This window comes from Vibrio sp. 10N.247.311.12 (genome assembly GCF_041467515.1).
GTDB lineage: Bacteria > Pseudomonadota > Gammaproteobacteria > Enterobacterales > Vibrionaceae > Vibrio > Vibrio crassostreae_C.
Map to the genome: position 1 here is coordinate 14956 of NZ_JBFSUV010000016.1, position 24955 is coordinate 39910.

General features: G+C 44.7%; 19 protein-coding genes. All 19 read right to left on the bottom strand.

The features are described from left to right. The gene (locus tag AB6E30_RS08965; protein ID WP_372103358.1) at positions 1-3120 is read right to left on the bottom strand and encodes an efflux RND transporter permease subunit; all 3120 of its coding nucleotides are present in this window, start codon (positions 3118-3120) and stop codon (positions 1-3) included. A 10-nt stretch (positions 3121-3130) separates the two neighbouring features. Next, positions 3131-4264 carry an efflux RND transporter periplasmic adaptor subunit gene (locus AB6E30_RS08970; RefSeq protein ID WP_372103331.1) on the bottom strand — a complete coding sequence of 378 codons (1134 nt, stop codon included), beginning with the start codon at positions 4262-4264 and terminating at the stop codon, positions 3131-3133. 99 nt (positions 4265-4363) lie between these two features. After that, a complete protein-coding gene (locus AB6E30_RS08975) occupies positions 4364-5242 on the bottom strand; it encodes a LysR family transcriptional regulator (RefSeq protein WP_017083639.1) in 879 nt (292 codons plus the stop codon). A 216-nt stretch (positions 5243-5458) separates the two neighbouring features. Then, entirely contained in the window at positions 5459-6118 is a 660-nt protein-coding gene (locus AB6E30_RS08980; protein ID WP_017063903.1) for a sugar transferase, read from the bottom strand. 9 nt (positions 6119-6127) lie between these two features. Then, positions 6128-7315, bottom strand: a complete 1188-nt coding sequence (locus tag AB6E30_RS08985; protein ID WP_017059581.1) for a glycosyltransferase family 2 protein — start codon at positions 7313-7315, stop codon at positions 6128-6130. Beyond that, the gene (locus AB6E30_RS08990) at positions 7312-8412 is read right to left on the bottom strand and encodes a glycosyltransferase (RefSeq protein WP_372103334.1); all 1101 of its coding nucleotides are present in this window, start codon (positions 8410-8412) and stop codon (positions 7312-7314) included. Before AB6E30_RS08990 ends, AB6E30_RS08985 begins: the two co-directional genes overlap by 4 nt. A gap of 398 nt (positions 8413-8810) precedes the next feature. Then, on the bottom strand, positions 8811-10235 hold the full coding sequence (locus AB6E30_RS08995) for a Wzz/FepE/Etk N-terminal domain-containing protein (RefSeq protein ID WP_136978474.1): 1425 nt from the start codon (positions 10233-10235) through the stop codon (positions 8811-8813). Next, positions 10232-11350: a glycosyltransferase gene (locus tag AB6E30_RS09000; protein ID WP_136978473.1), complete on the bottom strand. Its 1119-nt coding sequence runs from the start codon at positions 11348-11350 to the stop codon at positions 10232-10234. Before AB6E30_RS09000 ends, AB6E30_RS08995 begins: the two co-directional genes overlap by 4 nt. Next, positions 11343-12128, bottom strand: coding sequence for a DapH/DapD/GlmU-related protein (locus tag AB6E30_RS09005; protein WP_017059585.1), 786 nt, complete (start codon positions 12126-12128; stop codon positions 11343-11345). Before AB6E30_RS09005 ends, AB6E30_RS09000 begins: the two co-directional genes overlap by 8 nt. A 93-nt stretch (positions 12129-12221) precedes the next feature. After that, the gene (locus tag AB6E30_RS09010; RefSeq protein WP_372103337.1) at positions 12222-13598 is read right to left on the bottom strand and encodes an O-antigen ligase family protein; all 1377 of its coding nucleotides are present in this window, start codon (positions 13596-13598) and stop codon (positions 12222-12224) included. A gap of 252 nt (positions 13599-13850) precedes the next feature. Beyond that, positions 13851-14957: a glycosyltransferase family 4 protein gene (locus tag AB6E30_RS09015; protein ID WP_102428871.1), complete on the bottom strand. Its 1107-nt coding sequence runs from the start codon at positions 14955-14957 to the stop codon at positions 13851-13853. Beyond that, complete coding sequence (locus AB6E30_RS09020; RefSeq protein WP_017059588.1) at positions 14938-16449, bottom strand: sigma-54 dependent transcriptional regulator; 1512 nt, start codon at positions 16447-16449, stop codon at positions 14938-14940. Before AB6E30_RS09020 ends, AB6E30_RS09015 begins: the two co-directional genes overlap by 20 nt. A gap of 223 nt (positions 16450-16672) precedes the next feature. Continuing rightward, positions 16673-17077, bottom strand: coding sequence for an Hpt domain-containing protein (locus AB6E30_RS09025; RefSeq protein WP_017059589.1), 405 nt, complete (start codon positions 17075-17077; stop codon positions 16673-16675). A 394-nt stretch (positions 17078-17471) separates the two neighbouring features. Next, positions 17472-18704, bottom strand: a complete 1233-nt coding sequence (locus tag AB6E30_RS09030; RefSeq protein WP_017059590.1) for a glycine betaine/L-proline ABC transporter ATP-binding protein — start codon at positions 18702-18704, stop codon at positions 17472-17474. After that, on the bottom strand, positions 18697-19596 hold the full coding sequence (locus AB6E30_RS09035; protein WP_019823103.1) for a proline/glycine betaine ABC transporter permease: 900 nt from the start codon (positions 19594-19596) through the stop codon (positions 18697-18699). Before AB6E30_RS09035 ends, AB6E30_RS09030 begins: the two co-directional genes overlap by 8 nt. Before the next feature lie 147 nt (positions 19597-19743). Next, the gene (locus tag AB6E30_RS09040) at positions 19744-20736 is read right to left on the bottom strand and encodes an ABC transporter substrate-binding protein (RefSeq protein ID WP_017063893.1); all 993 of its coding nucleotides are present in this window, start codon (positions 20734-20736) and stop codon (positions 19744-19746) included. 555 nt (positions 20737-21291) lie between these two features. Next, positions 21292-21981 (bottom strand): tyrosine-protein kinase family protein, encoded by a 690-nt coding sequence (locus AB6E30_RS09045; protein ID WP_050645553.1) that lies wholly within the window; start codon positions 21979-21981, stop codon positions 21292-21294. Beyond that, the gene (locus AB6E30_RS09050; RefSeq protein ID WP_017067079.1) at positions 21981-24080 is read right to left on the bottom strand and encodes an SLBB domain-containing protein; all 2100 of its coding nucleotides are present in this window, start codon (positions 24078-24080) and stop codon (positions 21981-21983) included. The genes AB6E30_RS09045 and AB6E30_RS09050 overlap by 1 nt, the downstream gene beginning before the upstream one ends. Further along, positions 24077-24913, bottom strand: coding sequence for an OmpA family protein (locus AB6E30_RS09055; RefSeq protein WP_017067078.1), 837 nt, complete (start codon positions 24911-24913; stop codon positions 24077-24079). The genes AB6E30_RS09050 and AB6E30_RS09055 overlap by 4 nt, the downstream gene beginning before the upstream one ends. Between the last annotated feature and the right edge of the window lie 42 nt (positions 24914-24955).

Genomic DNA, 24955 nt, shown 5'->3' on the forward strand with positions numbered 1-24955 from the left:
TTATTGCTCCTTGTTGAATGAGGTTGGAGTGCCGCTGTTTGTAGACTGAGGCGTTGCATCAAGCACGATCACGGCGTCTTTGATGGCTTCTTCTACCGTATTCTTTTCTTGGGTTCGATAGAAAAGCTTGTACAGCGCAGGCATCACAAACAGAGACAACACGGTTGCCGCAGCCAAACCACCGATAATGGTTGCCGCCATCTGGTCAAATAGCAGATCACTAAGCAGCGGGATCATGCCAAGTGCAGTAGTGAGTGCGCCCATAGAGATCGCCATTGTACGGTTCACGGTGGCTTCTTTGATTGCATCAGACAATGAGCGACCGTTTTTACGTTCAAGCTCGATCTGGTCCATCAACACGATGCCGTTCTTGATGATCATACCTGTCAACGTTACCGCGCCAATCAACGCCATGAAGCCGAACGGTTTATCCAACAGCAACAAGCTGAACGTTGCACCCGTCGCCGCAAGCGGTAGGGTGGTGAAGATGATCACTGGCTGTTTGAAGCCGTTAAACATCGCAACTAGGATGATCACCATCAACAACATCGCTTTAGGTAGCTGTTTAAGAATATCGCTGACCGCTTTATGCTCGTCGTAATATTCGCCACCCCATTCCAAGTGGTAACCGTGTGGAAGGTGAATGGATTCTATCTGTTCTTTAACTGAGTCTCTCACTGCTGCAGGTGTGGTGTAGCGACCAACGCCAGCTTGTGCTGTGATGGTTTTTACTCGGTCACGACGCCAAATCATGGTCTCTTCGCTTGTAAGCTCAAACCCGTCAATGACTTGACCTAGTGGAACGCTGTGGATGCCCAATAAAGAACGTACCGGCAAAGTTTCTAGCGATTGAATAGAGCTTTCTGTACCACGCAGTTGAATCGTCACCAGTTCGTCGTTTAAGTTCATACGACCCAGCGGCATGCCTTCTGACGCGCGTTTCATCGCGAATGCAATATCTGCACGGTTAATGCCTGCAAGACGCATCTTGTCTTGGTTGATGACAGGTTCTAGCACTTTGCTCTTTTGACGCCAGTCGTCACGCACGTACTTGGTGTCTGGGTGTCGAGCAAAGATAGCTTTCGCTTGTTCAGATAAGCCGTGCAGTACCTCGATATCTGGGCCTGAAAAACGCGCTTCAACACTGAATTTATCCGAAGTCGCAAGCTTTAAGCTTCTAAAGCGAGGATCGGCGTTTGGAAACTCTTCCATTAACCATTTGTCGCCACGCGCAATCAACGGGCTGAGTGAAGGGAAATCGGTCGCGTTAATCAAGATCTGACCGTAAGCAGAGTCAAACGGCTCTGGCTCAATGGTCACTGAGAAACGAGGAGCGCCAGCACCAATGTACGTTGAAATACTCTCGACTTCCGGCTGCTCTAACAACCATTGTTCGATACGCTGCATGTCTTCTGAGGTCTGTTCAATCTTGGTGCCATTTGGCAGCCAGTAATCTAAGAACAGAATGGGTCTGTCGGCTTGTGGAATAAAGTTAACGGCAATATTCGGGATAGCCAATGCAGTGACCAAGATCAGCGGAATAAGTCCCGTCAGTGCTTTGAGTGGGTTATCTACCGTCCAGTTTACGCTCTTACGGTATAAGCTTACTTTGGTATTGTCAGCTTGCTTAGTTGGCTTGATGAAGAACCAACACATCAAAGCTGTAAAGGTCATTGCGACAAACCATGACAACAACAGTGAAGAGGCGATAATTAGGAATACTGAGCTTGCGAACTCAGCGGCATCGGTTTTTGAAAAGATAACAGGGCTCGCACCCATAATAGCAATGACTGTCGCACCAAAGAGTGGTGTGGCTGTCTCTTTAACAGAATCAATTGCGGCTTTGGTTCGGTCGATGCCTTTGTTGATTTTCACAATCATCATATCGGTGATGACAATGGCGTTATCTACCAACATGCCGAGCGCAAGAATGAAGGTACCTAGCGAAACTCGGTGTAAATCGATTGACGCGATGTTCATGTAGATAAGCGTCAGCAAGATAGTCAGCAGTAAGCTTGAGCCGACAATGGTTGCGCTTTTTAGCCCCATGAATATAGACAGGACGATGAATACAATCGCGACACTCTCTAGCAAGTTACTCACGAAGTTGTCGATCGATTTCTGAACTTCTTCCGGCTGGTTAGCAACTGTCGCGATATCAACACCTAACGGCAGGGTTGCTTGAAAATCGCTGACGATTTGATTGATTTCATCACCAAGTGATACCACGTTTATGCCGGTGACTGGGCTCATCGCTAATGTGACTGCTGGTACGCCGTTGTAGCGGTTCTCTGTCATCATTGGCTCTTGGTAGCCCATTGTGACGTCTGCAATATCGCCTAAGCGGATTAAGCTGGTTCCTAATTCACTCACGCCGCCTTTGATCATCAGGTTTTTGATGTCGTCTAATGAACCAAACTCACTCGACTGTTGAACTCGGATTCGCTCAGTTCCTGCTGAAAACTTACCGGCATCGAAGGCCATGTTTTGCGTATTCAGCTGCGACCAAACTTGTGTGATAGATAGGCCGTATTGCGCCAACCTTTCATCTGGGATGTCGATATGAACAACGCGTGGTTGAACGCCATGTAATTCGATCTTCTTAATACCATCGACGGTTTTAATTCGACGTTGCAACTCTTCTGCGTAACGTCTTAGTTCAGCAGGCGATGCATCTTTACTGTGGATAGAGAAAAGCATGCCATAGACTTCAGAAAACTCGTCTTGTACGACACTGATCTGTGCAGTCGAAGGCAGTAACAGCTTCATGTCAGATACTTTGCGACGCAATAAGTCCCACTCTTGAGGAAGTGCTTTTGAATTAAGAGATTCTTTGAGATCGACAAACACCATCGACATGCCAGGGCGAGACAGTGAACGAAGTCGGTTTAATGACCCCATCTCTTGCAGTTTAGTTTCGACGGTATCAGTAACTTGCTGTTCCACTTCTTCCGCAGAAGCTCCGGGGTAGAGCGTTACTACGACGGCCGTTTTGATGGTGAAGCTTGGATCTTCGAGCTTGCCAAGATCAAAGTAAGAAAACAGGCCTGCGATAACACTCAATGCAGTGAAAAACAGGATGAAGGTGCGTTGTTTGATCGCAAAATCAGCTAGATTCATCATGATTTACCTACAGACTCTTAACTTGAATATCGGAGAAGTGTTGGCCTTCCATGACGTACTGAGAACCACTCACCACGACGAAATCGCCATCGTTGAGCGTTGATTCAACACATACGGTATTTTGGGACATCGAAACCACGTCCACAGTCACGCCATGAGCTTGTTCGTTTTGAACGGTGAATACTTGCTCGATGCCAGATTGATTCACCAACGCTGAATACGGTAAACAGAAATTGTTGCTAGCTTCGCCAAGTTGAGTTGTCAGTGTGACGGCTTTTCCTGGCAACACTGACTTGTTGGTTGTCTCTACATGGTAGGTAACCGCGTAGGTTTGCTTGATAAGATGAGGTGACGTGGCAATTTCAGCGGCGTACCCAATCAGCTTTTCCTCTGAACCATACCAATTGATAACAGCGGTTTGATTCGGTTGGAACTCATGAATCAAGTTTTCTGGGACTTGGATTTTAACTTCAAGCTGATCTGGGTTGTGGATGGTGAAAACCGAAATGCCCGGCAGAACTTGTTCAAACTGATCGAAGTTCGATGCCGCTACAACGCCGTCGAAGGGTGCGAGCAACTTGGTATAACGAATCGAATCTTTCGCACGGCGTATGTTCTGTTCTACGACTTTAACCGCCGCTTCACTTCGTTCATAACCGCTGATTGCACGGTCTAGATTAACATCGGCAATCGCATTATCAGCGATGGCTTGTTTTACTCGAACAAGTTCGGATTTCGCTAATTTGTGTGCAGATTTCGCTTCGAGTGCTCGTGCTTGTAGCTCTTCTAACGCGACTTGATAATCATGAGGGTCTAACTGCGCAAGTGGTTGGCCTTTCTTTACTGAATCACCAACCGAGACCATCATTTTTTGAATAGTGCCAGGCACACGAAACGCGACGCCAGCAGTTTCTGATGACTGCAATTTGCCTGTGAACGATTTTTCAACTTGATGAGAGAGAGGCTCAAGTTGGATAACTTGAATCGGGCGCGTTTGTTTTTGAGCTATCGTCGCCTCAGAGTCATTACAGCCAAACAGAGCGGTTAGGCTTAGTGCAATGACTGTGTGTTTGAAGATAGGTGTCTGTTGAAAGATAGACGAACGCTGCAAAACAGATGAATGTTGAGATATAGGCTTCATGGATTACTCCTGTCAATTTATGGAGTAATTCTATCTTTCAGTCTTGTTTAGATAATCTAGTCTTCACGTGAAACACTGTCACAATATTCGTTACAATAACTAGAGTTTCGGAAGCTCTTGTAATAAAAAATCAATCAAAAGCTGTGCTGAATGGCTTAACGCTTTACGCTGAGGATAGAGCAACCATGCTTCTTCTTCTTGAAGATTCTCGTCGGGGAACAGGTTAATCAAGGTGCCGTCTTTGAGTTGCTGTCGTACCAAGAGTTCTGGTAACAACGCGATGCCTCTATGTCGAATTACACCGCCTTTCACGAACCCAATGCTGTCGCTGACGACCGAAGGTTCAACTTTGATGGTGTGATCTTTGATGTCCCATTGTTTATCGATGTCGCCACTTGGCCATCTGAAGCAAACAAATGGGTAATTGGAGAGCTCTCTTAGGTTTGAGGGCTTGCCTTGTTTCTCTAGAAATTCAGGGCTTGCGACAAAAATACGCTGGAGAACCATCACTTTACGAGCAACCACGTTAGCGTCGCTCAACGTACCACCATGCATAGCGAGGTCTAATCCTTGACGGTACATGTCGACAAAGCCGTTACTAATGTTGCGAATATCAAGCTCAACCTTAGGGTACATATCTTGGAATTTAAACAACGTCGATTGCATGATGTCGCTGGTTTCAGGCAATAGACCAATCTTAATTTGCCCGTGTGCAACCTCCGAAAGGTTGGAAGCGACATGGTTCGCTTTGTCGAGCGCACTTAGCGCATTGAGCAGCTCTTTGTAATAGAGCTCGCCAGATTTGGTTAAGGAGAGGCTTCGTGTAGTTCTAAAGAACAGTTGAATGCCGAGAGACTTCTCAAGGTCGTTAATTCTACGGCTAACGTTAGCTCGGGGAAGGTCAAGTGCATTGGCTGCGGCAGTAAAACTACCCAGTTCGACAACGGTGGTAAACAGCTTAAGATCTGCGATTTTCATAACAACGGCATTTAATCGTTTTTAGAACAGTATGTTGGCATCGTATACCAATTGGATTTTAAAATCGAAGCGTTCTTGGGTTTGGCTTGTTTTAAGACAGTAAAAAGCCAGCTGATAAATCATTATCAAAGCTGGCTTTGTGTTCGCATGGGACAGACTGCTCTATTTTTCACCTTGGACTAGACAGCTTGTTCTTTCGCCTCACACCGTATCAGTTTAACGACCTCGACCGTCGACCATCACAATGATAGTTTTAGAAATGATGCTGAGATCAGCGGCAATCCAAGACTTCACAGAACATAGGCTTAATGCATAACTGTGGTCAAAGCCCACTTTACGACGTACATCATCAATACAGGTATCATAACCTTGATTTACTTGTGCAAGCCCCGTAATACCAGGCATTACGCCGTATGTACGGTCAGCAAAGTAAGGGATTTCGTTCTCTAGTTTGGTGTAAAAAGTAGGGCGTTCAGGGCGTGGGCCAATTAGAGACATTTCACCTTTCAGTACATTGATCAGTTGTGGCAGTTCATCAAGACGTGTCTTTCTCAAAAAGCGGCCAACAGGCGTGATTCGCGGGTCATTCGCGGTAGCCCAAACTGCACCAGAGCGAGTTTCTGCATCCTCGTACATGCTACGGAATTTCATGATCTCAAAGATTTCCATTTTCTCCGGTGTCGATTTACCAACGCGCAATTGACGGTAGAAAATAGGGCCACGAGAAGTGAGTGCAATCGCCATCGCAATCAACGGAAATACGGGCGCTAGCAAAATCAAAGCAATCAGTGAGCTTACAAAATCGAAAGTACGTTTAGCACGTGAGATTTTGTATTGGTATAGGTTTTGGGTAGATAGCTGTTCGATGTTCATCATAATAAGTCCTTAATGATTTGCTCGTGTCCAAGGTGAGTTTTCTAGTCCGATTAGGTAACGAATGCCACCAATGAAGTTGGCGTAGTGTCCAACTATCAAATAAGAGATTAATGAAATAGGTTTGTTTACTAGACGCTTTGGCAAGATGCAGCCAAGGACGCCAATGGTATAAACGGCAACTTGAGCCCATAACAGCGCTTCAAATACCAAGTAGTTGCTAAGTAAGATTGAGCACACTAAGCACACAATCATTAAATATGGAGTGAGTAGGCGAAGCCCTTTTCCTGAAAAGAACGCAAACGCGATGCCTTTAAACTTCGGGCTGAACAAGGCAAATAATCGAATCGCTTGTTGCATGTTGCCCGCTGAAATACGAAGTCTTCTTTTGAAGTCTGTTTCTAGGTTCGATTCTTCTAGCTCTAATGCAACCATTTGGGTTTCGTATTCGGCGATGTAACCTTGTTTAACGATTTGCATCGGTAAGATGAAATCATCATTAATAGTGTTGAGTGGAAGCAGTTCAAACAGGTGTGTTCTAAACAAGTAGAAAGCGCCATGAGAACCCAAGCTAGAACCTAACGAAGCCTCAGACTCTTTAACCGCGGTTTGGTACTGCCAATACGTGTTTTCGCCTTCATTGCCTGTTGGACAAAGTTGATACGTTGCGTTTACCACTCCAACCTTGTCACTTTCAAAATGAGCGGCAGCTATAAGCAAAGCATCCAATGAAATAAGGGCAGAAACATCACTCATCGCCGTGATATCACTGGTTATACGTGTCACTTCTTCATTAACAACCGCGACTTTACCTCGGTTTACTTGATGGTCATGTATCTCAAAATAGACATCACTGCACATCGCTTCTTGTATGGTCATTTGTGCAATGGCGACTGTGTTATCAGTGCAACCATCGCAAGCGATAATGACTTCCAACTTCTTTTTTGGGTAATCGAGTGAAGCAAGGTTACGAATCTTGTCTGCGATCCACTGTTCTTCGTTAAATGCAGGAACAAGAACGGTGATGGTCGGCAACGTGCAATCTTGCTGTTCCTCTTTGTAGCAACGATGACTCTCTTCAACTTTGCGTGCGGGGTGGCTTTTCGCATACCAACGCAGTAACAAAGGGTAGGCTGCGTGATGATAGACAATCAACGCACCTGAAAACAAACAAAGTCCCGCAAGCAACCAATCAATCATGCGTAAGCTCCTTCAGATATATCGTTGTAAGACGAAACCATTTTGATGATGTCGAAGTTTTCGAGTACGTAGCGACGAGGTGACAAAAAGCGTTCATTTTGCTTTTCTAATAGCGCACTAGCTAACCCCACAATGCTGCCGCTTTTGACGAGGGCGCCGCTGACTGGACATAAGGTTTCATCGACGGCACCAACGTCCATTGCGACGGTTGGAATATTGCATGCTTGAGCTTCAAGTGCAGAAAGCGGCAGCCCTTCGTGGCGTGAAGGTAGGCAGAACGTATCCAACGCTCCGTAAAACGTGGTCATGTCTTCAACTAAGCCAAGAAAGATGACTCGGTCACTCAGATTCAAGCGGCTAGTCAGTTGCTCTAGTTGATTGCGTTTAGTACCGCCGCCAGCCAATGCGACAACCATGTTTGCAGGTAAAAGAGTCAGTGCTTTAATAAGTTGGTCTTGGCCTTTGACATGTTCTAGTCGACCTGCACAACCGATGATGTGTTTGTCTGTCGGCAGGTTTAGTTTTGCTCTCGCGTGTTCTTTCGACATTGGCTTAAACTTCTCACAATCAACGCCATTTTTGATGGTAATGATGTTCTCATAAGAAAAAGCCGTGCGTAGTTGGTTATAAACACGTGTCGCGTCGGCAACTAACGTTGGTTGAGCAGCTTTTAAAGCAAGCGCTTGTAATCGACGACGTTTGTTGTTGTTCAGATGCCAAGCGTCATGTTCGGTATGGATTCGAGTTGGAACCCCGGTTACGCGAGCGGCATAACCAGCGTATAACAGTGGGCCAATATGATGGGTATGAACCACATCAGGGCGAATCGCGTTGAAGGCTTTAATTAGCTTAATAATGATATTGAATTGTACGCCTGGTGCTTTATCCAAAAAGACGATTTGCTTTTTGTATGGCTCTAGCTTCGGCCAGTTGTTTATAGACTCTTGTTTAGTACCCTCTAAACTGACAATCAACACTTGGTCTGTTGGTTTAGCAAGGCGGAGCAAATCCAGAGTTAGGGTTTCTAATCCACCCGGTGCAAGGTGCTGAACAACGTGTATGATCTTTTTGCCATGCTTCGTTAAATGCGTATTCATAGTTTGGACCCTGCCTTTATAATTGTTGTTTCGCCTTTCTGACGTTTCTCTTGAAGTAACTTCTTTAAAACGTTTAACTACACAAGGAGATTGCAGGAGTTGTGCCAATTAAATAACCGTTATTTTTCAGTTGTTTAGATTATTTAATTCTAGGGCAGTTTTCATTTCTCAAAATGGGAATCAAAACAAAATACAATTGAATGGCAGTTTGAATCATAGGGCTTGGGTAAATCGAAAGTAGCATTAGAACTTGGGGCTTTAAACAAACAAAACGCCAAGCGAGTGTTGGCGTTTTTCTCTAGGATGCACGAAGCTAGGAAACTAAAAAGCTAGGAAGCTCGAGGCTAGGAAATTAGAAAGCTGTGAAGCTAGCAAGTCAAAAATGGCTTTGAGGCTGACTAGCTCATTTTCGGGATCACCGTTATCACAGGGACACCCAAGATATCTTCGATTTCGTCTTTGCGTTTGATTGAAGAATCAAACAGTTCAAACAATACCGCTAAACCAATACCCAATCCGATACCTGCAACAAATCCAGCCAGAATAAAGACAAAAGTCGGCATGTTAGATTTGATACTCGGTGTGAAAGGCAAATCAATAATCTTCACACGTTTGTTTTGCTCGAATACACCAAGCGAACCCGTTAGCTGAGCCATTTCATAACGCTCTGTCAGTTCATCATATAGTTGACGTTTGATTTCAACTTGACGTTTAAGGCGGTACATCTCTTTTGCATTTTCGCCGAAGTTATTGGCCTTGTGTTCTAATTCGAAAATCATAGTTCGAAGGCTTTTGGTCTCTTCAGTTAAAGACTCAAAGCGAGCACGAACCAGCTGTAGGCTGTGTAATTGAGTGACCAGAAGAGGTTGGGTATCAGAAAGTTTGTTCAGTGTCGTACTACTTGCGATGTCCCAAAGCTGGTCGCTGTTCATCGTTGGCTGGGTTACCTCGAGCAAACTCTTACGTTCATTCTCTAGTCTGTCTAGCTCACGCACTTTAGCTTGCACAGCACTGTGCTTGTCCGTGTATTTAGCTTGTAACAAGGTAAGGTCGCTACGAATGTCGATGATCTGGTCTTCTAATTTACCGATCACAGGGTTGGTTCTTGAAAGTTGTTGGTCGATTGACCCTAAACTTTTTTCGACACCCGATAACTCGGCCTCTTTTTCTGCCAGTGTTTGTTTGAGTGAAGCTAAGCGATTCAAACTTTGGCTCTGTACCTCAGGCGTCGAATGAACATTCTCATTCATGTATGCAGCTAGCGCTTCTTCTGCTTCTGCAAGCTCTGCGCTACGTTTGTCGATATGGATTTTCAAGAAGTTACTTGAATCTTCAATCGATGAACGTTCCGGTGCGAGTAACTGTTCAATGAAATGTTCACTTACCGAGCGCAGCGTCGCTTCCATTCCATTTGGTGTGTTCGACGTTAGACTTATCTTTAGAAAATCTTTTCCAAGCTGAGTCACCGTTAGACGTTGAGACAGGTCAGTAATGATCTCTTGTTTCTCAATTTCAGGCATATCTGGCGTGGTTAATTGCAGTTCATCAGCGACCGAGTAAAGCACATGTCGACTGTGAAGCAGTGTTCTCAATGCGTTAAGTCGATCTTTGAGCATCGTCGAAACGGCAATGTCTTCCAAGAATGGATTCATCTTGGCCGTTTCTTGAATCAACATACTGGTATGCGCGTCATATTTAGTTGGAGCCAACTTGCTCACACCAAAGCCTACAAAGGGCAAAATAAGCATTGGCAGAACGATAACGTAGCGTTGGCGCCACATCGCATTGATGATGACTAATAACCGCAATTTCAGATTATTCATAATAGCTCCAACATCCAATGTACGAAGTTACCACGGTTCTGCCAGCTCTCTTGTTCGACGACAGAGATAGGTGAGTTGCTTAGCTCGCGTGCATGATCAAGCGCCCAAATCATTTGGTTGGCACTGCCAACCGTGGTTACGTGCCCTTGATATGGAACCAAAGCAGGGAACGGTGTTGTGATAATGGGTGTGCCCGCCGCAAGGTATTCCATTAGTTTGAGTGGGCTACACGCTCGGATCTGCTCGTTATCAACAAACGGCAACAAGCTCACATCCCAGTGTTGAGAATAGCTTGGTAGCGTGTGGTGTGGACGAGGGCCAAGGTAATGTACGTTACTCAACTTAGGCAGCATGAGCGTATCAAGCTCGTTTGGACCTATGAAAACAAAGTCCCATTCCGGCATCGCATTCGCAACATGATCAATCATTTCATAATCAAGCCACTTAGAAAGGCTGCCATAAAAACCAGCAATAGGGCGGTGGTTGCTTGGTAAATCTTTTGCTCTTGGTGCGGGTGTTGAAAATAGGTCTACGTCGACACCATGTGGTAGCAAGTGCGCTTTATGCTTTGGAAATTTACCCATCAATTTTTTGCTAGCCGCGAATATAAGCGTTGATTTTTCGATTAGCTCTGATTCGTGCTGTGCAACGGTGTCATGATCAACACCAGCCAGCGCGCTAAAATCATCACCGCAGTAATAGACCACAGATGACTCGCCTAAGTGTCCGCACAAATCAACAGCGGTCGGAAGAGAAGTCCATAGGATAGGCGCGTTCAGATTAAGCTCCGCAATAATCGGTTTTAGTTGGTGCAACATCATTTGCTGAGCCAACTTTCTAGAAAATTTAGAAGCAGGCGCAGGGATTGTCTTTAAGTTAACGATAGTAATGTTGTCGTGTCCCTCAGAGTCGAGCATGTTTTGAGTAACGGCTTTGGTTTTACCAAACAACTTGTTGAACGCTCGGCTGGCATCTTTAGCGGACAGCTTCGGTTGTCTTAAGCCAATAGAGTTGACCCATAAGACTTTGTGTTGCTTAGCAAGGTGACGAACTAAATGTTGAGTCGATGAAGGTAGGCCACCAAAGTCTTCACCAAATACGATTAAATCACGCATGGTCACCTCCATGAGTCTCTAACGAATCGAACATATCGGATTCTGTCACTTCAACGGGTTTAATGTGACCGACAACTCGAGCTGGGTTACCGCCTGCGATTGCAAAAGCCGGGATGTTCTTTGTTACTACGCTGCCTGCGGCTATTACGGCACCTTCGCCGATGGTTACGCCACCTTTAACCGTCACATTCGTGCCTAACCAAACATCGGGTTCAAGAATGATGTCACCGATTTGCTGAGGGTCGTCACCTTCACCTAGCGCTCGGCGTTTTGCATCAAGCGGGTGTCCAGAGTATCCAAATAGAAAAGCGCCGCCTGCGATTCGTACGTTGTCAGAGATAACCACTTTACCTCCAACAGCGATAGTCGACTGCCAACCAATGTCGACGTTATTGCCAATCGACAATAGTGGGTGTTCCAAGCCTTCAAGTTGTTGAGTACAACCAGAGAATGTCGTGTGGCCAGAGATACGGCAGTTGTCGCCAATCGTAATTTGCACCGGACCGCTGACGAAAGGCAGTCCACCATACAAATACAGGCGTTTGCCACATTGAGCCACACGACCTTTGAAAGCCGGAGTCCAGTAGAAGAATCGCGTAAAGCCAGAAACCAGATTCACCACTAGCTTGTGCGCTTGATATAGACAGCGATTAAATAGTTTAGGGGTAGGTAGCTCTGCGCTTCTGATGTTTTTCAAAATGAAAAACACATTTCTAATTCGAGAATTAGGATGAAACTTAAGCCAATGTTTGAATTGATGTATAGATACTGACGTCATAATGAAAAATCCTCTTTTTTGTTATATAGAAGTACTTTCATATATTGTGCCATCTAATAAATATAATATTTTCAATAGGTTAAAATGTGTCTTTTAGGTTTTCTCATTTTGACAGGCAGTTTGAGATACTTTTGAGACGCAAACTGTGAGTGCTGCGAGGATATAAATCGGCCAGTTGAAGCCTTGAGTCAAAAATGTACCCGACACGATTGTTCCAATCAGACCTGCATAGATCGCATAGGCGACCGCATTGAGTTCGGGGGCGATTTCTGTGGCCGAGTTTTTTAACCTCGTTAGCGTAGAGCGAGAGGTTTTGATCAAAGCAACGATAAGGCAGACAAAAATGATCAGACCAATAAAGCCTGTTTCTGCCAACACACCAAACCAGGTACTGTGAACGGCGTGATTCAGTCCGTCCCAATGCGAACTGTAAAAGAAGTAGTTCGAGAAGAAGTTGTTCAACCCTACGCCGGTCAGTGGATTCTCAACTGCCATCTTTATTGCTGCTTCCCAAGCATAGATTCGACCCATTGCAGATTCATCGATACCTTGTTCAGCGGCACCACCAGAAGATCTGTCTGAGATACCAGCAACTAAATAGAGCACCACGGCCGCGACAGTTCCCACTGAGATTAAGAGAACTTTAGAGCGCACTAGCTTCCACGCAAAAATACCAATCACCGCAATACACCCCAGTAGTCCGCCACGGCTTTGAGTGGCAATAATGGCGGCGAGCAGTAACAGACAAACTAAGGCACTGATTAAACGTTTGGATCGTGAGATGCCAGTCGTGGTGGCTTGGCTTATTGTAAAGGCGAGTGGGAACATCAGTACCAGTGCTAGGTCGTTCGGGTCACCTAACATAGAGCCAAAATCGCGGCCAATAGTCACGCGTGAGCCCTCGACAAGCCCAATACCATTTACTGAGTTGTACACGGCAATAGAGCTGACTAAAGCGCCAGCGTAGATAATCGTCATCGCGGTTTTTGCGAGATTTTCCGTGGTGTTTACTAGCCAAGTAATCGCAAGCGTCATCACTATAATTTTCCAATAAACGCCCTTGAATTCTGCTAGTGCTATTGGCCTGTTGGACGCGAAGATAATACCAATGAAAACCAATACCCAAAATATGGCGAGCCAATTTAAACAAGGGTGCCAGAAGATTTTAAGTTCTTTACTGATTAATGCATGCCATAGAAGAGCCGACAGAGCGCCTAATGAAAGCATCAGCGGTATTTTTAGCGAATAGAGCTGAGGTATAGCTTCGTGAATTCGGAAAAATGAAAAGACAACGAACAATAGAACTAACCAGAATGTTTTGTTTAACACGAATAACCCGGCCAATGGCACAAGAGCGAGCGCCACAATGACAGCAGGGTGAGGCACAAAGTACCAAACAACACCAAGCCCAACACACAAGGTGCTGATCGTGATGATGACTGGCAATCTATTGGCTTCAGGGTTGACCATTGTGACCTCTATTGGCAAATAAACTCTTTAGGACTCGGCTCGTAATCTTTTTAAGACGTAGTTACGCCTGATGTTAAAGATTGCAAAGTGAGTGCCAGTTATGCATTTTATTTAACTTATTGATTTAATGTTGGATTATTAAGTGAGGGCGTAGCCTTGAGGTGAGTTTTGTCATTTTGAGAATCAGTATAAAACTGACTAAAGTACTTAAATCATCAAGCCCAAATAACCAGTTATCGACTAAGGCTAGAATTAACGGTCGAGTTGATAGATTTCCAACAACTGCGGGACAACGGCTTGTGGAGAGTATTGGTTTTTCACGGTTTCTATCGCGTGACTCTTGAGAGAGTTACGTTGCTCGTTCGTCAATGACATCCACAAAGATAAAAACTGTTCTAGCTCAGCTTCTGAATTTGCAAGGTAGCCGTTAACTTGATGCTCGATGAGTTGAGGCAAGTTACCAACTGAGGTGGCGAGAACGGGAATGCCACGAATCATGGCTTCTAATGCCGCCATAGGTAAGCCTTCAAAGCGAGAAGGGATGATTAACAGATCGATTTGGCTCCAGACGTCGTCCATATTGGTCTGATGCCCATGAAAGGTCACATTATCAGGCTGCGATTTAACTAAGATGTCCATTTCTGGCCCGTCACCAAAAAGCTCAAACCGAACATCAGGAAACTGTTTGGCTAATGCAACAAATCGATCAGGCGCTTTTTCATGGCTCAATCGCCCCACAAAACCAACATGGAATGGGCTTGATGAAGGGGAGCTTGTTAACCCGGTTGGCATTTTAACAAAGTTATTCAATTGATGGGTTTGACTCGGCACTTTCGCTTTAATCTTTTCACTGACCACGAGCGACTGATCAGAAAGAAAACTGCTGTAACGGTCGAGCCAATCATAAAGCCATACTTTGCCTGTTGGGGTTTCACCTGCGTGATAAGTGGTGATTTGCTTTGTGTTGTTGAAACGAGGCGGAAGCTTGATTAACTTGCTGACCAAACTGGCTTTGTAACCATGAGCATGGATAAGCCTTGGTTGATAATGTTGAACTGCACGTTTCAGCTGTGTCGCGCTATTGCCATTTGAATCTACAGAACATGAGGCTAAATCGGAGAGGTAACTAAAAGGGATGTTCAGCGCATTCAACTTTTCAACGATGATCGCTTCAGGATTAAACTTAGTCAAAAGAACGATACGAACAGCCTCTGAATACTGAGCGCTTTCCGATATCAGGCCTTGTGCTAATTCTAAAACATGCGTTTCTATGCCTCCAAAAGTTTGGCTGTCGATCAACAGCCAAATCTCATGAAGGTTTATGTCGAGTATACCTTGGTTAGGCTTGATTGTACTCATCTTCCGATTCCCAAGCCTGTTTCTTACGATAAACAGTAGAAGGGCTAAGTTCTAACAGCACAGCAGCGTTTAACACATTCCCATCGCAATGATTGATGGCATGTTGAATGGCTTCACGTTCTATTTGCCACATTGGACGAATAGCACCTTCGCTTGTGGTAAATGCAGGCGTCATCGGCTCGTTGTGAGCTTGAGCAACTGACGATTGTTCCAACTCTTCCGGAGTAATCGGTGGCAACTTAGCTTCTGGTGCTTCAACAACTGCAGGTTGAGGCGCAGTTACTCGAATTGGTGTCACTGATTTAGATGATGGAGCGGCATCTACTTTATTAATCGGAGGCGGTAACATGTCTTTAGTCACGCTCGTTTCATTGTTCAACACCACGATGTTACGGATGATGTTTTGCAACTGACGCACATTGCCTGGCCACGCATAACGTTTAAGTAGATTCTGCGTTTCTTTGTCTATTGATTTGAACTTCTTCTTGTCTTGCTTCGCGTACAGTTTCAAGAAGTGATTAGATAGGGTGACAATGTCACTTCCTCGTTCACGAAGCGGTGGCATTTCGATAGGTACAACGTGAACACGATAGTAAAGGTCTTCTCTAAAACGTCCTTCTTCTACTTCAACCAGTGGATCGCGGTTGGTCGCACAGATAATTCTGACATCCACTTTAATCTCGCGGTTGCCACCGAGTGGAGTAAACGTACCAGTTTGCAAAAATCTGAGGAGCTTCTTCTGCATCTCCAGTTCCATTTCACAAAGCTCATCGAGAAATAGGGTACCGCCATGCGCTTGCATTGCTGCACCTTTCCGGTCGGTTGTCGCACCGGTAAACGCACCTTTAACGTGACCGAAGATTTCACTCTCCATTAGGTCTCGAGGGATAGCGCCGCAGTTAATGGCCACGAAGGGTTTACCATTACGCTGACTCTCTTGGTGAATCGCTTCCGCACACACTTCTTTACCTGTACCACTTTCGCCGTTAATAAACACGCTGGCAGTGGTTGGTGCTACCGAATCAATGATCTTGTAAACCGCCTGCATGGGTAGGCAAGAGCCAATGAAATTATGAAAACGATCACGATCGAATTTGCTTTGCATGTTATCGACGAGGTTTTCGAGTTTCGCTCTTTTTAGATGCAAGCTAACAGAGGTCTTGAGTCGATCGGCTTGAATGGGTTTCTCTAAGAAGTCTTCTGCACCGCGTTGGATAAGGTCTACCGCGATGTTTACTGAACCATGCGCTGTCGCGATGATGACAGCGGTCGGTATTTCGTTAGCAGTAATCCAATCTAAGACTTCTTCGCCTGGCATGTCAGGAAGCTTAAGGTCGAGAATCACAAGCTGTGGAGAGTGCCTTTCAATGAAGGTCTTAGCTTCCGCGCCGGTTTCGACGTGGAAAATATCATAGGGCTCGTCTTTTACGTACTGCTTGTAGAGTACGGCGAGTGAGGTGGAGTCTTCAACTAACAATACCTTAGGGCGCATTGTGTATTCCTTTTGAAACTTTATCCTAACCAATCAATAACATAGTGATATGCAACCATCAATACGAGTCTTGTGTATTTGTTATCTACCACATGCAATCTTTTAAGAAGCGGCCTGTATAACTTCTCGCATTGTTGTTCATGATGGAGCCCATCTTATGGCGACTATATTAATAACGACTGTTTTGAGTTTTTAATCTGATACCGATAATGAACATGCAAAGCTAGCTGAAGCCTGCCTCTTTCCTTTCAAGCAAGGCTTTTATTGAACGCTCTGCGAGCTCTAGTAATTCATCAACTTGTCGAAATGCCGCATCATGACTCTGTTCTAAACATAGCTTTTCTAAAGCTCGAGCTAATTCACCCAAAGGGCGATTACCTAACGAAAGCGCTGTGCTGCCGAGAGTGTGGACCTCGAACTCAAGTGTTTGAGCGTCTTTCTGCGTGACTGCCTCTTTTATAGCGACCAAGCGTGTTTGTGATTCTTCGACATAATGGTCGATCAAGATAGGGATAATGTCCGCACTTGTATCGCGAATCATTTGCTCCAGAACGCTTTCATCGACAAGCTCGCTCACTTGTTGTGAGTTTAGATTTGTAGCTGCGTCTGACGCTAAAGTAGAATTCATCAAACTAAGTCCTTTTATTGAGCTTAATATCTGTTAATACTATTAAGTTTTAGTCATTTTCTAGAATAATTTCAACTGGTTGCCGTACAAATAGAGCATTTAATTGGCATCTCACTAATCTTGCTATTGGGTTTGTGACAAACCTAACGGACTGATTTTATTTTGTTTTCTCTTATGAAATATAAACTTAGGTGCCTATAAAGCCTAAGGTGCGGGTAGATCTCAGAAGAAAACGAGCCCGATACAAATAAAAAAGACCACTGCAGTGAATTAACAACAGTGGTCTTAGAGCGGTTTATGTAGTTTAGGCTAATCTAAATAGCAATAACTCAAATAACGATAACCCAAACAATGATAATTTAAACAGCCGTGGTTTAAATCACGAAAAGTAGGACTACGAAGCTTTATCAATTTTTGGCTTTGGGTCGGCTTCTACTTCTTCCTCGCTACTTTCTGAGAAGATATCAGCAACAGCGCTTCTCTCGAGTTCACCTTTTAGATTACCGTCTTCATCAACAACTGGAAGAGAGTAGTCACAAGACATAGTGTCCGGTAGCACTTCTTCAATCACCGCATCTGGTAAGATGGCAGGGACTTCTTCGTATATCTCATCACTAAAATCATGTACCGATGAATCTTCAACGGCGTCTTGTAGACTTTCTTGTGTGACTAGGCCTTGATAGCCGTCATCTGTTACGTGATAAGCGTAATCGTTTTTAAGCATCTTCATTTGTGCCAAAGCACCTTCAATTGTTTCTGATGTGATTCGATACAGAGGAGGCTGCATAACGGTTTCAACGGTCAGTGCACGAGCACGGTTTACGTCTTTCACGAACGCTTCCACGTAATCATCGGCTGGATTTAGCAGAATCTCATGTGGTGTGCCTTGTTGTACTAACTCGCCGTCTTTCAAAATTGCGATTCTATCGCCTAGGCGGAGTGCTTCGTCCAGATCATGTGTGATGAAAACAATCGTCTTATGAAGCTTCTCTTGAAGTTCAATAAGCTGGTCTTGCATTTCACTTCGAATCAAAGGGTCGAGTGCCGAAAAGGCTTCATCCATTAACAAGATTTCAGCGTTAGTACACAGAGCGCGCGAAAGCCCAACACGTTGTTGCTGACCACCTGAAAGTTGCGCTGGGTATTGCTTGCCGTAACCTTTTAAGCCCACCGTTTCTAACCATTCGTTGGCTTTCGCTAAACGGTCTTCTTTTTTGATGCCTTGTACTTCCAACCCGTACGCAACGTTTTCAACCACAGTGCGATGAGGCATTAAGCCAAAGCGTTGGAATACCATCGACATTTTATGACGACGGAACTCTTCTAGCTGTTTAGTGTTGAGGCTCATCACATCAATGCCTTCAACCATGATTTTACCTTGAGTCGGGTCAATCAAACGGTTGAAGTGGCGAATCAGCGTCGATTTACCCGAGCCAGAAAGCCCCATGATAACGAAGATTTCACCACGGTTAATCTCAAGGTTGATCTCTTTCAAACCAACGGTATGACCCGTATCCGCAAGAATCTGATCTTTGTGTTCGCCGTTTTGAACTCGGTTCATAACAGACATTGGTTTCGGTCCAAACACCTTGTACAGACCACTAATTTCAATCAATGGTTTAGTCATGCTTGAATCCTCCTAAATGCGCATTAGTTCTTCTTGCGTACGCTTGTGAAGCGCGGTCAAAAAGGATTGCGAGGGCCACAATGGCGAAGCCATTCATCAAACCTAATGTGAAGTATTGGTTGGTGATCGATTTAAGAACCGGTTGTCCTAGGCCTTTCACACCAATCATGGATGCGATAACAACCATAGACAGCGCCATCATGATGGTTTGGTTAATACCCGCCATGATCGTTGGCATTGCTAGAGGAAGTTGGACACCCCATAAGCGTTGCTTTTTGCTCGCACCAAAAGCGGTAGCGGCTTCAAGGACTTCTTTATCAACTAAGCGTATGCCTAGGTTAGTTAAGCGAATTACAGGTGGAATGGCGTAGATAACCACGGCGATTAGCCCTGGAATCTTACCGATGCCGAGTAGCATTACCACTGGAATCAAATAAACGAATGCAGGCATGGTTTGCATGATATCGAGCATCGGCGTAACGATAGATTGAGCTCGATTTGAACGAGCCATCGCAATACCAATCGGAATGCCCAAGAATATCGAAACCAAGGTACACACAGTAATGATACTGAGCGTCCGCATGGTGTCTTCCCACATTCCAAAGTAACCAATGAGAAGTAGAGAAACAACACAACCTAAAGCCAGTTTCCAAGAACGGCTTGCTGCGTAGACAAGACTGGTACACACGGCAAGGACAATAATCCAAGGTGTTGAGATGAGAAGTTTTTCAAACCAAACAAGGAATGAAAGAAGAGGGTCAAAGAGAGATTCAATCATTTCGCCGTATTCACGGGAAAATTCACGGTATGCGCCATCTAGCGTCTTTTTTATGGTTCGTAAATCACCGCGTTCCATCTCTGGAAAGCTTGATAACCAATTGCTGTCAGCCATTTTATATCCTTATAGTTCGGAGCCACTTGTCCATGCGATAAGAAAATCAGCAATGAAAAGGGCTCCGAATCATGAATAACATCAAGTATAGCGACGTTATTTCTGTTTTATTGTTGAAGCGTAATTACTTGTTATTAAATCAAGCTCTTACAGCTCTGCTTCAACTTTCTTAGCCACTTCTTCAGAAACCCATGGGTGCCATACTTCTGGGAATTCACTTAAGAAATGCAGACTCGCTTCTTCGCCATCAGCTTGGTTGTCTTCCATCCAAGCAAGTAGCGAGTTCATTTTGTCGTTCGTGAAACCACGTTTAGTAAAGTAGTCGTACGCTTCAGGTGCGCGTGACGCAAAACTTTCAGTGGTAATCGTGTGAACAGGTGAAGGCGGGTACATGGTCGCTTTTGGCGATTCACAATCTTCTTTAGTGGTACAGTTAAGGAACTCTTCCTCATTAACGCCACTGCCAAAGTCGACTTTAACCATGTCGTATTTACCTAGCACAGCCGTCGGTGCCCAGTAGTAACCAAACCAAGCTTCTTCACGTTCATAAGCTTTTGCGATAGAGCCAGATAAGCCGGCACTCGAGCCTGGATCAACAATCGTGAAACCGCTGTTTTCTAGCTCAAGAGCATTAAACAAGTTTCCGGCGCTGATCTGACAGTTCCAGCCTGCAGGGCAGCTGTAGAATGCAGATGTATCTGGGTCTTCAGGGTGTTTGAATAAGCTTGCGTTTTTGCGTACGCCTTCGATGGTTGCCATCTCAGGGTACTGTTTAACTAGGTAAGCTGGAACCCAAAAGCCTTCTTCGCCGCCGTTCACAAGTGCTTTACCTGCGTAGCGAAGACGTTTTTCTTCAACACCTTTATCTAATGCGTCTTTTAAGCTGTTGCTCCAAAGTTCAGGTGCAACATCAGGCTGGCCTTTTTCGATCATAGACGTGCCTGTTGGCATAGTGTCGCCAGGGATAAGTTCAGCATCACACCCATAACCATGTTCAAGGATGAATTGGTCGATATTGGCGATCAGTGTTGCAGAGTTCCAGTTCATATCTGCGATTGTTACGCTGCCACATTCTCCAGCGTTAGCATTACCGCTGGCTGCTGCTACTAACAAAAATACGGAGCTTAACTTGTATTTCATATTGAGTTTCCTTTCTCTTTAATAATACAACTAAGGTAACCAAGGTAAATTGATTATCTAAATTGCTCGATGGTGATCCTTTCCGTGTATTTGAACCATTTGAGCAGAAGGAGGGATGGGTGAAGTTTGAATAGATAAACATGCAAAGTCAGTGAAGTGTGATTTGCCAATTCATCCACTGTGTTTCAACAGCCATCGGATAACTTTGTCAAACTATTACAAATTCGTCAAAAACCACCTCTATTTATAATCTTAGGGAATAATCGTACGAATTCCATCTTTGATTCTATTTACATGGCACTTTAACCGTCTGTGTCACATTACCGCTAAAGTTAGGCGTGGGGCTGTTGATTTTTGAAGGGATTTAAAGGTGGTAAGACCATGATTGATGTGTGTGAAATGCGTTGAATGGTTTTTAAAATCTTATTTTTAATAATAATTTCGCCAAAAACACCCAATTTGGTTTTGAGTTATTTAGAGCTATTGAAGCTTTAAGTCTAATCGGATAGGTGGCTGTCATGGTTTTAATGACAGCCAGAAAGTAGCAAAAGAAAGTTACATCGGAAGGTTCAAAAACTCATTTTGATACAGCTTGTTTGCCAAGCTATCACGAAGCTTAACGGGGATGAATTTCATTCGATTGATTTGTCTGACCAACTCTTGTGCAAAGCTAGGCTTTTGTTTCATGTTCATCACGCAGCCCATTAGGTTGATACTTTGTGCATCAAGCAGCTTTTTCGCTTGTTCTAGGTGATGACTCGACGTTTCACCATAGGCGACAACCATCAATGTGCTGTCACAAGCACTCGCCACAGACTGAGCCGGAATGTTGCCTTTGTTTATGTTGAGAAGCGGTGAGGTATCAATGATGACTCTGTCGTATTTCTCTAACCATTTGTTGACCACTTTTTGTAACGTTGTCGGATCTTTATAAGCCAATTGCGTTGAAGCAACTTGTGGAGCAGGTACACCGATAAACGTACGCTGAGATTCAACATGTTCAATCAATTGACCTTGCTGATTATCTTCTAGCATATTCAAATCTTTGAAGGCAGGGTTGAATAAGTTGAGATCAACATAAAGTGTTGAATGACCCGCAAGAAGAAAACGCTCAGCTAGTGCGGTTGCAATAGATGTTACGCCGTCACCTGAATGACAGGCGGTGACGCATATTGATTTTTGGCCGTTAAGTTCAGAAGCTAAATACAGTTGCTCGACTTCGGCATGGGTCGCTGAAATAGTCATTATAAAGCTCCTATTAATACGATGGTGGTCGTAATACGCAGTATGTCATCAAGTCCGACACGTGCTTTTTCAATAAAGCTTTCGCGACGGTCTGGAATGTAAATCGTGTCACCAGCGCGTAGCACCGGCAGGTTGTAAATGTTCGCCGTTTTACTGAATTCAACAAGGTCAAAAGTACGAGCCTGACCTTGGCAGCAAGACATATTGACGATGGTAATTTTTTCTACATAAGCATTGTCGGTAGGGCCTGCTGCTTCTGCCAGAATATCTAGAATGGTCATGTTGTCGTTGAACACATAACGCCCCGGATTGTTAATCGCACCAAGCACACGAACGGTTTCTTCTTTCGGTGTATCTAACCAGTTTTTGCCTTTCTCTGGGATGTAAATCGTGTCGCCAGTGGTTACGTTTGGCAGTAACGATTCGTCACCGGTTTCAAAGTACAGTGATAAGTTAAGTTTGCTTACTTGCGAATAGGTTTTGTCACGATGCGTTACTCGAACGTTGTGGATGTCGGCATCCTTTGTTGGACCGTCAGCCGCAGACAAGATATCAAGGAAGTGCATGTCTTTGGTGAAGCGGTAACGACCGGGTGCATTCACTTGTCCAAAGATGTAGATCGAAGCATCAGAGCTTTGACGAACCCATTGTGATTTATTGTCTGAAGGATCTTGTGGCAAGTCGTGAACACGCACGATAGAGCCCGCTCGAATTTGTGGCATTTGGTCACGTGGCGCACCATTTCGAATAAAATCATCAAGGTTAAACACAACTAGCTTTCTACCAGTAACAACTTCGATTTTCGATGTGTCAGCGCGTAGCGTAGGGCCACCGACGTGTGCCAATAATCCCATGAAATTCATTTCATCTGACCATTCAATACGACCAGGTCGATTCACCTCACCAATCACGTTAACTGCTCGGTCTGGCGTGATTTTCAACCAAGACTTCTCGTTCATGTCGGTTTTCTCGGGAACGAAAATCGCGTCACCAGCTTTGATGCTAGGAGGGTTAGAGTTAGGTAAGCCTTCAGTGTAAGCCGCTAAATCGAATTTAAGCACTCTGCCATCTGCTTTGATAACACGGATTTGTCGTGACTCTGCAAATCGAGTTGGGCCGCCCGCATTCGCCAAGATATCCATAAAGGTCGCGTCTCTTTTGCCTTCAAAAGCACCAGGGGCTGCGACTTCGCCCATTACGTAAACCATGTTGGCGCCGGATTTGATCTCTTCTTCTTGCTTGGGAACGAAAATGGTCGCACCCGGGCGTAAAATTGGAAGCAGACTTTCGTCACCAGAATCTAAGTAACGTTTTAGGTTGAATAGCGTTGGGGTGTTGTTCGAAATCACTCGGATTTGCTCAACACTGGCATAACGAGTTACGCCGCCCGAACGCATAAGTACGTCGACAAGGTCGGTGTTCTCTTTGTAAGTGAACGAACCCGGCGCGTTCACCTCACCAAACACTTTGATGGAGTTACGAGAATCAGCGCTGTCACCTGAGTTAGCAAGCTTTGCTGCGTCAAACTCTTGCTCGATGTTACCGACTAATGGAGAAGCTGGAACGAATAGTGAATCCAGTGATTGAAGAGTAGGTAATGCTGACTCGTCTCCTGAATCAAGGAATCGTTTGTAGTTAAACTCTTTCTTATCTGCGCCTCGCTTAAGAATCAGCTTATCCAGTTGCGCGCCCGGGCGTAAACCACCCGCAGCGTAAAGTGCCATTTGGATGCTAGAACCTAATGAGAGCGTGTATTCGCCAGGCTGTTCTACATAACCTTGCACGTAGATGATGATTTGCTGCTCTTTTACATACACTGAAGCGTTCGAAAGATCTTTGTAAGCGGTTGCCAGCGACTCTAGAACGACTTTGTTAAGCTGTTCGCTGTCGTAACCCGCAACAAACACAGCGCCTACTTCTGGAAGAGTAATACGGCCACGCTTATCCACTTGGAACCCCGTGTTTAAGGTACTTTCACCGGGTACGTTAACTTGGATTAGATCACCGACTTGAACCGCGTCTGAAAACTCATCGTTAGCATTGACGACATTCGCAAAGCATAACGATAGGGTGATGATAAAAGCGATCAAGGATTTCATAATCCACCTCCCATTTTCTCGGCATTCTTAGGCGAGACAATTTCAATACTTACTCGGCGGTTCGTTAAACGCGTGCCGTCGGATTCACCTTCAAAAAGAGGGACGGTTTCGCCAACAGAGACGGCTTTGATTCGTTGAGCGCCTAGTCCAAAAATAGTCAGGTAGCGTTCGACTTGTTTCGCTCGTCCAAGTGCTAACTTGTCGTTGTATTCTTCGGCACCCGTTGCATCAGCATGGCCGGTAACAACAAGGTCTAGGGATTTGTGTTCTTTAAGTAAAGTGGTCGCCTCGGCCAGTCTTCCCATATATTTAGGATTTACTTCAGTCGAGTTTTCCGCAAATTGGTTGTCAACATTAAGCAGGTCATACAACTGTTCAATAACCGACAGTTGCATTCTAAATTGATTTTCATTTTTTGGTGGCTCACAGCGGGCTTGTGAAGTTACGTAATCCAGTTGGACCTCAAGTTCATTTAGGCGTTTTCTTTGGATCACTAAGTCGTTGGCTGCATCCAGTAGTAGACCGCCTTGAAGTTCACGAGCAATACGATTTTGCTTTTCGATTGCTTGAACAACAGCAGCTGGGAAACACCAACGAGCACCTTCTTGGATCAAAGCATCAAGGTGCAATTTAGCGAGCTGCCAATCAAAGCGTAATCCATGTTCTGGACCAAGAGGCTCGTCTGGCATGACAGGAGAGAAGTCTGAGTTTTGATAGTTAATAGAATCGTAACTTTCAGCCAAACCCCCTGTGCCTTGTTCAGGATAGCTAGTACAGCCACCCAGAACGAGAGCGGACAGAGAAAGGGCTATGTAGTTTTTCAGTATTTTCATGCCAACGTCCTATGTTTCTAATTTTTCTTATTATTTTTTGTT